The following is a 12,674-nucleotide window of genomic DNA, read 5'->3' on the forward strand; positions in this document are numbered from 1 at the left end:
TAGCGGCGACCCGCTGCACCCGGCTCCGCCGCGCTTGCGATCGCCTAGGGAATGCCGCCGTCAGCCCGCACGATCGAACCGGTGGTGTAGCTGGAGGCGTCCGACATCAAAAACAGTGCGGCGCCCACGATCTCCCGTGGCTCTCCGGCGCGCTGTAAGGCGAAGTGCGCGAAGGGGTTCGCGGCGTCGCCGAGGTTCCATGCCTTGGCGATATCGGTGAGAAACGGCCCGGGCATCAAGGTGTTGACCCGTACCGTCGGGCCGTAGGCTTGGGCCAGCGCCTCGGTCATCACGTTGAGGCCGGCCTTGGACGCCGCGTAGGGGATGAACGACGGGTGCGGGCGCAGCGAGCCGTGGGTGGAAACGTTGATGATCGAGCCCCGGCCCGCGGCCACCATCCGTTCGCCGATCAGCGCCGAGAGCCGAAACGGCCCTTTGAGGTTGAGGTTGACCACCGCGTCGAACATCTTCTCGGTGACGTCGGTCTGTTTGTCGTATACCGGGGACATACCCGCGTTGTTGACCAGCACGTCGACCCGGCCGAACCGCTCGTACGCCGCGTCGACCAAGCCGTCGAGCTGATCCCAGCGTCCCACGTGCACCGCGTACGGCAGTGCGCTGCGGCCGGTTTCGGCCTCGATCTGCGCGGCGGTGGCCTGGCAGGCGTCGAGTTTGCGGCTGGCGATCACCACGTCGGCGCCGCAGCGGGCGGCGGCCATGGCCATCTCCCGGCCCAATCCCCGGCTGCCGCCGGTGACGAGCACCACCCGGTCGGTCAGGTCGAACAGTCCGTCCGCGTACCCCATGTCAGCGAACCGACGGCAGGGAGCGGGCCAGTTCGGCGGCGCGGGCGATCAACTGCGGGATCATCGGACCCATTGCCGCCGCGATCGCCGGGTCGACTTGAGAGCTGGTCACCGATGCCGCGTAGGTCTTCTCCAGCACGATCCCCAGTTTCCAGTTGGCCAGCACCAGGTAGTAGTCGATGTTCTCGGTGGACAGTCCACTGACCTGCTCGTAGCGCTCCAGTAGCTCGGTGCGGGTCGGCATGCCTGCGAGGTCGGCGTAATAGCCTTGGGTGCGCGGGTTTTCGCCGTCATAGCCGAGCAACGCCCAGGCCAGGTCGAGCAGTGGATCGCCGATGGTGGTCATCTCCCAGTCGATGATCGCGACCAGTGTCGCCGGCGCACCGTGGGCGTACATCACGTTGGCGAACTGGTAGTCGCCGTGCATGATGCCCGGGGTGTAGTGCTCGGGACGGTTGCGCCGCAGCCAGTCCGACGCGTCATCCAGCCCGGGCAGCTCGCGCACCCGGTAGCTGTCCAAGAACGCCAGCCAGCGGTCGACCTGCCGCTCATGGAATCCGTCCGGGCGCCCGAACCCGTCGAGCCCGCGGGCGCGCCAGTCCACCCGGCCGAGGCGGGCGGCGCCCTCGACCAACTCGAAGGCCAGGCCGCGACGGGCGGTCAGGTCGGTGTCGAAGGGGGCCGGCCAGGCGTTGCCGGTGGAGTTCCAGCCGTCCACCTCGGCCATCACGTAGAACGGCATGCCGATCAGGTCGCCGTTGTCGTCGGCGGCGATCAGCTCCGCGTGCGGGACATCGGTTCCCGACAGCGCCCGCACCAGCCGGATCTCGCGGCGCAGCCCGTCGATCCGGGCGGCATCCGCCCGCGCGCCCGGCATCCGCAGCACCATGGTGGCCTCGCCGCGGCGCAGCCGGTAGAGGGTGTTCTGTGACCCGCCGGTCAGCGGTTCCAGCACCGGCGGCTCGCCCTGGCCGGGCGCTCCCGGTGCGCCGTCGGTGTCGAGCCAGCGCCCCAGCGCGCCGCTGTCGAGCCGGGAATCCTGCGCACTGTCCATGAGCCGCACCTTTCAATCTCCGTACGGAGAATACCGTTCTCCGCCGAAAATGGAAGGGCTACCGCATGCGCGGGGGCTTAACGGTGACCCGAGCTAGGGGTTGAGGACCTCGGCGATCGGGGCGCCGCTGGCGATCTTGCCGCGCGCCCCCATCACCTTGCCGGGCCGGCCGGCGCCGACGACACCGACCAGCACGCCGTCGCGCTCGTAGTAGGCCAGGAACTTGTGGCCGTCGTCTTCGACCAGGTGCACGGTGTCGGTGGCCTGCGGCTCGCCCAGGCACTGGATCTTGACGTCGTATTGGTCGCTCCAGAAGTACGGTGGCACCGCCACGTCGTGCAGGGATTCCCGGCCCAGCATCGTCGGGACCATGACCCGCACCTGGGTGACGACGTTGCTCCAGTGCTCCACCCGGATCTCGTGGCCGCCGCGGCCACGCCAGAACGCCACGTCGCCGACGGCCCACACATTGGGTGCGCTGGTGCGCCCGGTCAGGTCGCACAGCACTCCGTTGCCGAGCTCGACGCCGCAGCCCTCCAGCCACTCGGTGGCCGGCCGGGAGCCCACGCCGAGCACTACCAGGTCGGCGGCCAGCTCGGCACCGTCGGCCAGCACGACGGTCTCGACGTGGCCGGCGCCGCGGACTTCGGCGACCCCGACGCCGCTGCGGACGTCGACACCGTTGGCCCGGTGCAGCCGCGCCACCAGTTCGCCGATCTGCTCACCGAGCACGCCGGCCAGCGGGGCGGGTTGCGGCTCGACCAGCACGACATCCACCCCGAGCTTGCGCAGGCTGGCCGCCGCTTCGCAGCCGATGAAACCGGCGCCGATCACCACCGCGCGGCGGGCGGCGGCCGCGTCGCCGCGCAGCACCAGACTGTCTTCGAACGAACGGACCACCCGGATGCCGTTGACGTCGCCGAGGCTGGGAATGCGCCGCGGCACCAGCCCGGTGGCGATCACGAGCTGGTCATAGCCCAGGACGGTGCCGTCGGCCAGCGTCACGGTCTGCGCTGCGGTGTCGACTCCGCGGGCGCCGCAGCCCAGCCGCAGGTCGATGTCGCGTGAGGCGTAGAACTCCGGCGGTTCCAGGGTGCTGTCGTCGCGTTCACCGCGCAGCACATCTTTGGTCAGCGGCGGCCGGTCGTACGGCGGGCGGGTCTCGTCGGAGACGATGGTGATCGGCCCGGCATACTCCTCGCGCCGCAGTTCCTCGGCGGTGCGCACAGCCGCCAGACCGCCGCCGACGATGACGATCCCGTGTTCGGGCACGTCGATCCCCCTAGTGTGATCCCAGCAGAGCGCTCAGTATTTCAAAGCGCCCTTGTCGACCGGGATCTGCACACCTGTAAGGACACCGGAGCCCGCGCCGGCGAGCCAGACGACCACCTCGGCGACGTCTTCGGACGTCATGAAACCATTGGGGCGCAACGGCATCGGCGGGAAGGCGTGCAAAAAGTCGGGGTGTTCGCCGAAGATCTTGGCCATCACCTGCGGCTCGATCATCGGGGTGTCGACCGAGTAGGGGTGGATCGAGTTCACCCGGATACCGTGCTCGCCGACCTCCAGCGCCAGGGTGTTGGTCAGGGCTACCAGGCCGTACTTGGACGCCGCGTAGTGGCCGTTGCCGGGGGTGGCCTTCAACCCGGCCGAGGAACTGACGATCACGATCGAGCCGCCGTTGCCGGCCTCGATCATCGCCGGCACCGCCGCCCGGATGGTGCGCCACGTGCCGGTCAGGTTGACGTCGATGACGGTGTTCCACTGCTCGTCGGTGAGCTCCCACAGCCGGCCCCAGCTCAGCACTCCGGCGTTGGCCACCACGACGTCGAGCCGGCCGAACTGCTCGACCCCGTCGGAGACCAGGGCGCGCAGCGCGGCGTCGTCGCGCACGTCCACGGAACGGGCCAGCACCTTGCGGCCGTGCGCCTCGACCCCGGCGACCATCTCGGCCAGATCGTCGGGCGTGGCCGCCGGATAGGTGATCGCCTCCGACGCCGGTGCGCAGATGTCGCAGGCGATGATGTCGGCGCCCGCGGCCGCCAGCCGGATCGCATGCGCCCGGCCCTGGCCGCGCGCCGCGCCGGTGACCAGCGCCACCTTGCCCTGCAGATCGTGCTTCTCGTTCTGGCTCACGCGACGAGGCTAGCAGCTGAAACTGGAACCTGTTCTAGGTCCCCGCCACTTCTGCCCATCAGACGCGAAAGCCCCCTTTCCGCACCGGGAAAGGGGGCTTTCACGACTGCTCGCGCAGAGGAACTACTTGATGATCTTGGTGACCCGGCCGGCGCCGACGGTACGACCACCCTCACGGATGGCGAACCGCAGACCCTCGTCCATGGCGACGGGCTGGATCAGCTTCACGCTCATCTCGGTGTTGTCACCGGGCATCACCATCTCGGTGCCCTCCGGCAGGCTCACCACACCGGTCACGTCGGTGGTGCGGAAGTAGAACTGCGGACGGTAGTTGGTGAAGAACGGCGTGTGGCGACCGCCCTCGTCCTTGGACAGGATGTAGGCCTGGCCCTCGAACTCGGTGTGCGGGGTGGTGGTGCCGGGCTTGACCACAACCTGGCCACGCTCGACGTCCTCGCGCTTGATACCGCGGATCAGCAGACCGACGTTGTCACCGGCCTGGCCCTGGTCCAGCAGCTTGCGGAACATCTCCACACCGGTGACGGTGGTCTTGGTGGTGTCCGGACGGATGCCGACGATCTCGACTTCCTCGTTCACGTTGATCACGCCACGCTCGACACGACCGGTGACCACGGTGCCACGACCGGTGATGGTGAAGACGTCCTCAACCGGCATCAGGAACGGCTTGTCGGTGTCGCGGACGGGGTCCGGGATGGACTCGTCGACGGCCTCCATCAGGTCCTGAACGGACTTGACCCACTTCTCGTCGCCCTCGAGCGCCTTCAGAGCCGACACCCGGACCACCGGGGCCTCCTCGTCGAACTCCTGGGCGGCCAGCAGCTCGCGGACCTCCATCTCGACGAGCTCGAGGAGTTCCTCGTCGTCGACCATGTCGGACTTGTTCAGCGCCACCAGGATGTAGGGCACGCCGACCTGACGGGCCAGCAGCACGTGCTCGCGGGTCTGCGGCATCGGACCGTCGGTGGCCGCGACCACCAGGATCGCGCCGTCCATCTGGGCGGCACCGGTGATCATGTTCTTGATGTAGTCGGCGTGGCCCGGCGCGTCGACGTGGGCGTAGTGCCGCTTCTCAGTCTGGTACTCCACGTGGGAGATGTTGATCGTGATACCGCGCTGACGCTCCTCGGGAGCGTTGTCGATCTGGTCGAACGCACGCGACTCGTTCAGGTCCGGGTACTTGTCGTGCAGAACCTTGGTGATAGCCGCGGTCAGCGTGGTCTTGCCGTGGTCAACGTGACCGATGGTCCCGATGTTGACGTGCGGCTTCGTCCGCTCGAACTTCGCCTTCGCCACTTCTTGTCCTCCTGGACTTGTTGGTGCTGGGTTACAGCAGGATTGATCTTTTCTGGTTTGTGCCACCGTAGCGGCACGGGCGGGTGGTGCCTATTCGCCCGTCGCCTTGGCGATAATCTCCTTCGACACCTGCGCCGGCACTTCGGCGTAGGAGTCGAACACCATGGAGTAGTTCGCCCGGCCCTGGGTCTTCGACCGGAGGTCGCCGACGTAGCCGAACATCTCCGACAGCGGAACCTGCGCCTTGACGACACGCGCACCGCTGCGCTCCTCCATGGCCTGGATCTGACCACGGCGGGAGTTCAGGTCGCCGATCACATCGCCCATGTAGTCCTCGGGCGTGGTGACCTCGACGGCCATGATCGGTTCCAGGATCACCGGCTGCGCGGCAGCGGCAGCCTTCTTCAGCGCCTGCGAGCCGGCCACCTTGAAGGCCATCTCGGAGGAGTCGACATCGTGGTACTGACCGTCGGTCAGGGTGACCTTGAGGTTGACCAGCGGGTAGCCGGCCAGCACGCCGTACTGCATGGCGTCCTGGGCGCCGGCGTCCACCGCGGGGATGTACTCGCGGGGAACGCGGCCACCGGTGACCTTGTTCTCGAACTCGTAGGTCGCCCCGTCTTCGCCGGTGAACGGCTCGATGTCGATGAGAACCTTCGCGAACTGGCCCGAGCCACCCGTCTGCTTCTTGTGGGTGTACTCGACCTTCTCCACCTTGCGGCGGATGGTCTCCTTGTAGGCCACCTGCGGCTTGCCGACGTTGGCCTCGACCTTGAACTCGCGACGCATCCGGTCCACCAGGATGTCCAAGTGCAGCTCGCCCATCCCGCCGATCACGGTCTGGCCGGTCTCCTGGTCGAGGTGGACCTTGAAGGTCGGGTCCTCTTCGGCCAGCTTCTGGATCGCCAGGCTCAGCTTCTCCTGGTCGCTCTTGGTCTTGGGCTCGATGGCCACCTCGATGACCGGCGCCGGGAAGGTCATCGACTCCAGCACGATCTGGTTGGCCGGGTCGCACAGGGTGTCGCCGGTAGTGGTGTCCTTGAGGCCGATCATCGCGTAGATGTGGCCGGCGGAGGCCGAGTCGACCGGGTTCTCCTTGTTGGAGTGCATCTGGAACAGCTTGCCCAGCCGCTCCTTCTTGCCCTTGGTCGAGTTGATCACCTGGGTGCCGGACTCCACCTTGCCCGAGTACACCCGCACGTAGGTCAGCTTGCCGAAGAACGGGTGCACCGCGATCTTGAACGCCAGCGCCGAGAACGGCTCGTCGATGCTGGGCTTGCGGCTGATGACCTCGTCTTCCTTGCCGGGCACGTGGCCCTGCACGGACTCGACGTCCAGCGGCGACGGCAGGTAGTCGATCACCGCGTCCAGCATCGGCTGAACACCCTTGTTCTTGAACGCGCTGCCGCACAGCACCGGGTACAGCTCCGAGGAGACCGTCAGCTTGCGGATGCCGCTCTTGATCTCCTCGACCGAGAGCTCCTCGCCGCCGAGGTACTTCTCCAGCAGCGCCTCATCGGTCTCGGCGACGGCCTCCAGCAGCGCGGTCCGGTACTCCTCGGCCTTGTCGGCCAGATCGGCGGGGATGTCGACGGTTTCGTAGGTCTCGCCGAGTTTGGTCTCGCCGCGCCAGACCTTGGCCTTCATCTCGACCAGGTCGACGATGCCCTCGAAGTCATTCTCCGCGCCGATCGGCAGCTGGATGACCAGCGGGCGGGCGCCGAGGCGTTCCTCGATGGTGCGCACGGTGAAGTAGAAGTCCGCGCCCAGCTTGTCCATCTTGTTGACGAAGCAGATCCGCGGCACGTCGTACTTGTCGGCCTGCCGCCACACCTGCTCGGACTGCGGCTCGACGCCCTCCTTGCCGTCGAACACCGCGACGGCGCCATCGAGGACCCGCAAGGACCGCTCCACCTCGACGGTGAAGTCGACGTGGCCCGGGGTGTCGATGATGTTGATCTGGTTGTTGTTCCAGAAACAGGTCACCGCGGCCGAGGTGATGGTGATGCCGCGCTCCTGCTCCTGCTCCATCCAGTCAGTCGTCGAGGCGCCGTCGTGCGTCTCACCGATCTTGTAGTTGACACCGGTGTAGTACAGGATCCGCTCGGTCGTCGTCGTCTTACCGGCATCGATGTGCGCCATGATGCCGATGTTGCGGACCTTGTTCAGGTCGGTGAGCACGTCCTGTGCCACAGCAGTCTTCCCACTCTTTCGATTACGTCAATTGCTTTGTCGCGCTGGGGCCGGCGGGTTAGGCCGGCTGGATCACCAGCGGTAGTGCGCGAACGCCCGGTTCGCCTCGGCCATCTTGTGGGTGTCTTCCCGCCGCTTGACGGCGGCACCCAGGCCATTGCTGGCATCCAGGATCTCGTTGGCCAGGCGCTCGATCATGGTCTTCTCCCGGCGCGCCCGCGAGAAGCTCACCAGCCAGCGCAGCGCCAGCGTGGTGGAGCGCTCGGCACGCACCTCGACCGGAACCTGGTAGGTGGCGCCACCGACGCGGCGGCTGCGCACCTCGAGGGCCGGCTTGACGTTGTCCATCGCGCGCTTGAGCGTCACGACCGGGTCGGTGCCGGTCTTGTCCCGGGCCTGCTCCAAGGCGCCGTAGACGATGCGCTCAGCCAGCGACTTCTTGCCGTCCAACAGCACCTTGTTGACCAGCTGGGTGACCAGCTGCGACCCGTAAACCGGGTCGTTGACCAGCGGACGCTTGGGAGCGGGACCCTTGCGCGGCATCAGCTCTTCTCCTTCTTGGCGCCGTAGCGGCTGCGGGCCTGCTTGCGGTTCTTGACCCCCTGGGTGTCCAGCGAGCCGCGGATGATCTTGTAGCGCACACCCGGCAGGTCCTTCACCCGACCACCACGCACCAGCACCATTGAGTGCTCCTGCAGGTTGTGACCCTCACCCGGGATGTAGGCGGTCACCTCCACCTGGCTGGTCAGCTTGACGCGGGCCACCTTGCGAAGCGCCGAGTTCGGCTTCTTCGGGGTGGTGGTGTACACGCGGGTGCACACGCCACGACGCTGCGGGCTGCCCTTGAGGGCCGCGGTCTTGACCTTGGCGACCTTGTCGCGGCGGCCCTTGCGGACCAGCTGCTGAATGGTTGGCATCTACCGGCTTCCTGTATCGCTGTTCGAAACTCTGTAAATCCTGCGGTCTGTGCCCTTCCGCTACCCCGCGGTCGGGCGTGTCGCATGGGCCGCTGCGGATTCCTCCGCTGCATAATGGACATGCGAATTGGGCCAGGCGCGCGCGTTATGTCACCAAACGCGCCTCGGTGGCCAGGCACGAGCTACCACAATACCCGCCTGGACTCCGGCAGGTCAAAGCGCGTCGCCCCAGCCCTTTCGGGCCGCGCGGCCGCTACCCGGTTCGGCTCTCCATCGCCGACGCCAGCCGGCGCACCATGTCCGAGAAGATGGCGTCGGTGTCGACGTCATCCATCACTCCGGTCATCTCCAACAGCACGAATCCGTGCATCGCCGCCCAGAACTCCAGCGCCGCGTGAAACGCCCGATCACCGTCGAGCCCGTAGGACGACAGCACCTCGATCACCGGGGCGGCCGCGCGGGTGGCTGCGGCGGTGTACTCCGGGTCCTCCCCGCCCAGCGGCATCCGGGTGAACGCCGAATAGCGGCCCGGGTGGTGGTGGGCGTAGCTGCGGTAGGCCCCGGCCATCACCAGCACCGCGTCGTCGCGGGCGCGGCCCTGGCCGACCTGGGTCAGCATCTCGAGAATGTCGTCGATGACCCGCATCCGCATCGCGCGGCGCAGGTCACCCAGGCTGTGCACGTGGTTGTACAGCGACGGGCCCTTGGTGCCCAGCTGGGTGGCCAGCGCATTGATGGTCAGCGCGTCCCAGCCCTCGCGGTCCAGGAAGTTCAGTGCGGCGTTGACGATGACCTCCCGGCTCAGCTTGACCGGGCGCGCCCCCGATTTGCCGTTGGCACGCGAGCGACCGCCCGCCGACGGCAGGTCTGGTCGAGCTGACATGGCGGTTGCCCTTCGTAGCAGTGCGTGCCGGACAGATCAGCAAAGAACTCTAATCCACCGATATGTAGGGGAACCCGCGTACGGCCGAGCCGGCGCGACGTAAGCTTTGCCGAAATCGCGTCCGGCGAGAGGGGCACGGGAGATGAAATGGAGCGCGCTGGGAGCTGCGCTGCTGACCTTTGCGGCCGCTCCGCTGGCCGGCGCCCCGGACGCACAGGCCGTGCCCGGCGACATCCACATCTACGGGGTGCATGAGACGCGCACGCTGGACTGCCAGGGCGGCACCCTGTTCATCAACGGGGTCAACATCACCGTGCATGCCTTCGGGGACTGCTGGGCGGTGACCATGCAGGGCTCGCAGAACACCGTCATCGCCGAGAACATCATCAACGACGTCACCGTCTACGGCTACGACCAGACCGTCTACTACAAGAATGGCGACCCTTTCCTGTTCGACCGCGGACGTGAGCTGGGGATGACCAACCGGCTCGCCCGCGTACCGGCGTGACCCGCGATCACCGCCGAAGCCGCTGCTCGTTTTTCGGTGTTGTGCTGGTGGCGATGTGCGCCGGCGTGGCCGGTTGCGGCTCGGAGTCGCCTGAATCCGCCCGGGTCTCCAAGAGCTTTGACGAGACGATCAACTACCAATCGTTCGGGACGACGTCGGCGGTGGACTGCGCCGACGGCAAGTCGCTGACCGTGGCCGGATCCAACAACCGGCTGACGGTCCGGGGCCGCTGCGAAGCGGTGAACGTCGCCGGTGCCGACAACCGGATCACCGTAGAGCGGGTGGAGAAGTCGCTGACGGTCACCGGGCTCAACAACTCCATCACCTACCGCAGCGGCGAGCCGACGGTGGACGATCGCGGTTCGGGCAACACCATCGCCGATAAGCGCTAGGCTTTGGCGCCGGCCGCCGGTCAGGCTTTGGCGCCGTGCCGGCCGGCACCGCCGGCGAACCGGCCCGCCCCGTGCAGCGCCTCCTCGGCCACCCGCGACAGGCTGGCGAATTCCTGATCCATCGCGTGGGCTTCGGTCATCCCCCACTGTCGCAGCGCCGACAGCCGATCCGAGCGCAGGCAGCCCTGCGGCAGCTCGGCGAGTTCGCCGGCCAATTGCTCGGCCGCGGCGCGGGCCTGCCCGTTGGGCACCACTCGGTTGGCCAACCCGATCGCGTGCGCCTCATCGGCGTCCACGGCGCGGCCGGTGAGGATCATGTCCATGGCGCGGCTGTGGCCGATCAGCCGGGGCAACCGCACTGTGCCGCCGTCGATGAGCGGCACCCCCCAGCGCCGGCAGAACACCCCGAACACGGCATCGGCCTCGGCGACGCGCAGATCACACCACAGCGCCAACTCCAGGCCGCCGGCCACCGCATAGCCGCTCACCGCGGCGATCACCGGCTTGGACAGCGTCATTCGGGTCGGGCCCATCGGCCCCGGCCCGGTGCGGTGGGTCTGGTTGGCTTTCTCGGTGCCCAGGGCCTTGAGATCGGCTCCCGCACAGAAGGTTCCGTGATCCCCCCACAGCACCGCCACCGAGGCGGTGTCGTCGCGGTCGAAGTCGGCGAAGGCCTGATACAGCGCGGCCGCGGTCGGCCCGTCCACGGCGTTGCGGGCCTGCGGCCGGTTCAGGATCACCGTCGTCACCGCACCGCTGCGCTCCACCCGCACCGAGTCCGTCATGACGGCACCTCCATCGCTTGGTCCGCATCGCGCCGCGCCGCCACTTCGTCGACGAATTCCCGATAGCGACTGCGGATCCGATCGCCCGGCCAGTCCGGCGGCAGCAGTTCGGCCGGCAGCACCGGGTCGCGGCGCAGATGGCGGACCATGGCCGCGGCGACGGTGAAGCGGTCGGGCACGTCGGGAGCCTGAGCCATCGCGGTGAGCAGCTCGTTGCCGGTGTCCGCCCACCCGGCCAGATCCCACAGCTTGCCGGCCAGTTCGGCCGGCCGTTCGTCGCGCGCGGTGAGCAGCCGGGTATGGGAGGCCAGATCAGCGCCCAGCTCGGCGTCGATGTTGTCCGGCCGCATCCAAATCCCTTCGCGCAGTTCGGCGAATCGCCGCTCGGTGAGCCCGGAGCGCAAGGCGGCCCGGGTTCGCGCGTCGCAGCCGATGCTGGTGATCACCACCGCGAGCCAGTCGCCGCCCCAGTGCCGGGTGCGCGGATTCAGCGCCTCGTCCTGCCGGCGCTGACGTTGCAGCAGACGGTCGGAGAGCCCGTAGCCCTCAGTGGAGCGCACCAGCTCCCCGGCGGCGACCAGCCGGGTCAGCGCCACTCGCATCGCGGTTTCTTTGATGCCGAAACCTGCAGTGAGCCTGAGTAATTCAGCTGAGGTGGCCGAAGCGGGGTGAGCACCCAGCAGCACCGACAGCACCACCGAGCGGGCCGTCATGCGAACTGGGGTCTCAGCCATCTGACGCTTACACCCCGGATGCCTGTCGGCCATAGTCGCCGAACGGCTCGTCGCGGTGCCGCACCGCCTCGCGGAAGCCGTGCGCGCCCGCATCAGCGACGAACGCGTGCCCCTCCGGGGTGTGCCGCGCCACGCCGTCGAAGACGGTGCTGACCATCCGGCTGGTGGCCACCCCCTGTTGCAGCAGCGCAGTATTGAGCGCCAGCTTGGCCATGATCAGCTGGTTGACCGGCATGGCGGCGATGCGGGCCACCAGGCGTTCGGTGCGCTCGTCGAGATCGGCCGGATCGGGGGCCTCGATCGCCAGACCCCATTCGGCGGCTTGCGCGCCGGTGATGCAATCCCCGGTCAGCAGAAGGCGTTTGGCGCGCTGGTCGCCGAGCCGGTGTGCCCACAACCCGGCCGCCGGCACTCCCCATACCCGCATCGGCGGATAGCCGATCTTGGCGTCGGAGGCCGCGATCACCTGGTCGGCATGCAATGCGATGTCGGTACCACCGGCCACGCAGTAACCGTGGATCTTGACCACGGTCGGCTTGTCGGCGTGCATCAGCGAGGCGAAGCCCCGGACGAACCGGCTCATCATCTGGTAGTCGACCATCGGGTCCCAGGGCTGGTCCGGGCGATGATTTGTCGCCTGGACCTTGCCGTCGAGCACGCTGCCGCGGTAGTTCTCGCCGCCCGGTGACGACGACCCCTCGGCGTAGGCACCCAGATCGAAGCCCGCGCAGAATCCCTCGCCGCGGCCGGACACGAGGATCACGTGCACATTCGGGTCCAGGTCGGCGCGCTCCACCAGGGCCGACAACTCCAGTGGGGTGTCGGCGGTGATCGCGTTGCCCTTTTCCGGGCGGTTGAAGGTGATCCGGGCGATGCGATCGGTGACCTCGTAGGTCATCGTGCGCAGATTGTCGAATTCGACCGGGGCAATATGGTGCCGCATATGTCGCCT

At 67.8% G+C, this 12,674-nt stretch carries 14 protein-coding genes; 2 read left to right on the forward strand and 12 right to left on the reverse strand.

Annotated features, from left to right (window positions below; all coding sequences use genetic code 11):
• Positions 1-44: 44 nt before the first annotated feature.
• The 9 genes from AC5Y31_RS11955 to AC5Y31_RS11995 all read right to left on the reverse strand — a co-directional run bounded on the left by AC5Y31_RS11955 (position 45) and on the right by AC5Y31_RS11995 (position 9,303).
• The gene (locus AC5Y31_RS11955; protein ID WP_065025337.1) at positions 45-806 is read right to left on the reverse strand and encodes an SDR family NAD(P)-dependent oxidoreductase; all 762 of its coding nucleotides are present in this window, start codon (positions 804-806) and stop codon (positions 45-47) included.
• A 1-nt stretch (position 807) separates the two neighbouring features.
• A complete protein-coding gene (locus tag AC5Y31_RS11960; protein ID WP_499980548.1) occupies positions 808-1,860 on the reverse strand; it encodes a phosphotransferase family protein in 1,053 nt (350 codons plus the stop codon).
• Positions 1,861-1,953: 93 nt separating this feature from the next.
• A complete protein-coding gene (locus AC5Y31_RS11965) occupies positions 1,954-3,132 on the reverse strand; it encodes an NAD(P)/FAD-dependent oxidoreductase (RefSeq protein ID WP_499980549.1) in 1,179 nt (392 codons plus the stop codon).
• A gap of 33 nt (positions 3,133-3,165) precedes the next feature.
• Complete coding sequence (locus AC5Y31_RS11970; RefSeq protein ID WP_234787440.1) at positions 3,166-3,996, reverse strand: mycofactocin-coupled SDR family oxidoreductase; 831 nt, start codon at positions 3,994-3,996, stop codon at positions 3,166-3,168.
• Positions 3,997-4,119: 123 nt separating this feature from the next.
• Positions 4,120-5,310 carry an elongation factor Tu gene (gene tuf, locus AC5Y31_RS11975; protein WP_065025335.1) on the reverse strand — a complete coding sequence of 397 codons (1,191 nt, stop codon included), beginning with the start codon at positions 5,308-5,310 and terminating at the stop codon, positions 4,120-4,122.
• 90 nt (positions 5,311-5,400) lie between these two features.
• The gene (gene fusA, locus AC5Y31_RS11980; protein WP_065025334.1) at positions 5,401-7,503 is read right to left on the reverse strand and encodes an elongation factor G; all 2,103 of its coding nucleotides are present in this window, start codon (positions 7,501-7,503) and stop codon (positions 5,401-5,403) included.
• A gap of 72 nt (positions 7,504-7,575) precedes the next feature.
• Positions 7,576-8,046, reverse strand: a complete 471-nt coding sequence (rpsG, locus tag AC5Y31_RS11985; RefSeq protein WP_024441009.1) for a 30S ribosomal protein S7 — start codon at positions 8,044-8,046, stop codon at positions 7,576-7,578.
• Positions 8,046-8,420: a 30S ribosomal protein S12 gene (gene rpsL, locus AC5Y31_RS11990; protein ID WP_007767794.1), complete on the reverse strand. Its 375-nt coding sequence runs from the start codon at positions 8,418-8,420 to the stop codon at positions 8,046-8,048. The genes rpsG and rpsL overlap by 1 nt, the downstream gene beginning before the upstream one ends.
• Before the next feature lie 253 nt (positions 8,421-8,673).
• Entirely contained in the window at positions 8,674-9,303 is a 630-nt protein-coding gene (locus AC5Y31_RS11995; protein ID WP_065025333.1) for a TetR/AcrR family transcriptional regulator, read from the reverse strand.
• Between the two features lie 142 nt (positions 9,304-9,445).
• On the opposite strand from AC5Y31_RS11995, the gene AC5Y31_RS12000 reads away from it, so the two are divergent.
• On the forward strand, positions 9,446-9,811 hold the full coding sequence (locus AC5Y31_RS12000) for a DUF3060 domain-containing protein (protein WP_065025332.1): 366 nt from the start codon (positions 9,446-9,448) through the stop codon (positions 9,809-9,811).
• Entirely contained in the window at positions 9,808-10,203 is a 396-nt protein-coding gene (locus tag AC5Y31_RS12005) for a DUF3060 domain-containing protein (RefSeq protein ID WP_499980550.1), read from the forward strand. The genes AC5Y31_RS12000 and AC5Y31_RS12005 overlap by 4 nt, the downstream gene beginning before the upstream one ends.
• A gap of 20 nt (positions 10,204-10,223) precedes the next feature.
• On the opposite strand, the gene AC5Y31_RS12010 is transcribed toward AC5Y31_RS12005, so the two are convergent.
• Genes AC5Y31_RS12010 through AC5Y31_RS12020 form a run of 3 tightly spaced genes read right to left on the reverse strand, consistent with a single transcriptional unit; the run spans position 10,224 to position 12,665 of the window.
• Positions 10,224-10,988, reverse strand: a complete 765-nt coding sequence (locus AC5Y31_RS12010) for a crotonase/enoyl-CoA hydratase family protein (protein WP_499980552.1) — start codon at positions 10,986-10,988, stop codon at positions 10,224-10,226.
• On the reverse strand, positions 10,985-11,722 hold the full coding sequence (locus AC5Y31_RS12015) for a PaaX family transcriptional regulator C-terminal domain-containing protein (protein WP_234787439.1): 738 nt from the start codon (positions 11,720-11,722) through the stop codon (positions 10,985-10,987). The genes AC5Y31_RS12010 and AC5Y31_RS12015 overlap by 4 nt, the downstream gene beginning before the upstream one ends.
• A gap of 7 nt (positions 11,723-11,729) precedes the next feature.
• A complete protein-coding gene (locus AC5Y31_RS12020; RefSeq protein WP_065025328.1) occupies positions 11,730-12,665 on the reverse strand; it encodes a crotonase/enoyl-CoA hydratase family protein in 936 nt (311 codons plus the stop codon).
• Between the last annotated feature and the right edge of the window lie 9 nt (positions 12,666-12,674).

The organism is Mycobacterium sp. NGS18, from assembly GCF_059813185.1.

What these genes read in the sequence shown, in the direction of transcription:
- AC5Y31_RS11955 (WP_065025337.1), bottom strand. Translation starts at nt 806, where the DNA reads ATGGGGTACGCGGACGGACTGTTCGACCTGACCGACCGGGTGGTGCTC.
- AC5Y31_RS11960 (WP_499980548.1), bottom strand. Translation starts at nt 1,860, where the DNA reads ATGGACAGTGCGCAGGATTCCCGGCTCGACAGCGGCGCGCTGGGGCGC.
- rpsG (WP_024441009.1), bottom strand. Translation starts at nt 8,046, where the DNA reads ATGCCGCGCAAGGGTCCCGCTCCCAAGCGTCCGCTGGTCAACGACCCG.
- rpsL (WP_007767794.1), bottom strand. Translation starts at nt 8,420, where the DNA reads ATGCCAACCATTCAGCAGCTGGTCCGCAAGGGCCGCCGCGACAAGGTC.
- AC5Y31_RS11995 (WP_065025333.1), bottom strand. Translation starts at nt 9,303, where the DNA reads ATGTCAGCTCGACCAGACCTGCCGTCGGCGGGCGGTCGCTCGCGTGCC.
- AC5Y31_RS12000 (WP_065025332.1), top strand. Translation starts at nt 9,446, where the DNA reads ATGAAATGGAGCGCGCTGGGAGCTGCGCTGCTGACCTTTGCGGCCGCT.
- AC5Y31_RS12010 (WP_499980552.1), bottom strand. Translation starts at nt 10,988, where the DNA reads ATGACGGACTCGGTGCGGGTGGAGCGCAGCGGTGCGGTGACGACGGTG.
- AC5Y31_RS12015 (WP_234787439.1), bottom strand. Translation starts at nt 11,722, where the DNA reads ATGGCTGAGACCCCAGTTCGCATGACGGCCCGCTCGGTGGTGCTGTCG.
- AC5Y31_RS12020 (WP_065025328.1), bottom strand. Translation starts at nt 12,665, where the DNA reads ATGCGGCACCATATTGCCCCGGTCGAATTCGACAATCTGCGCACGATG.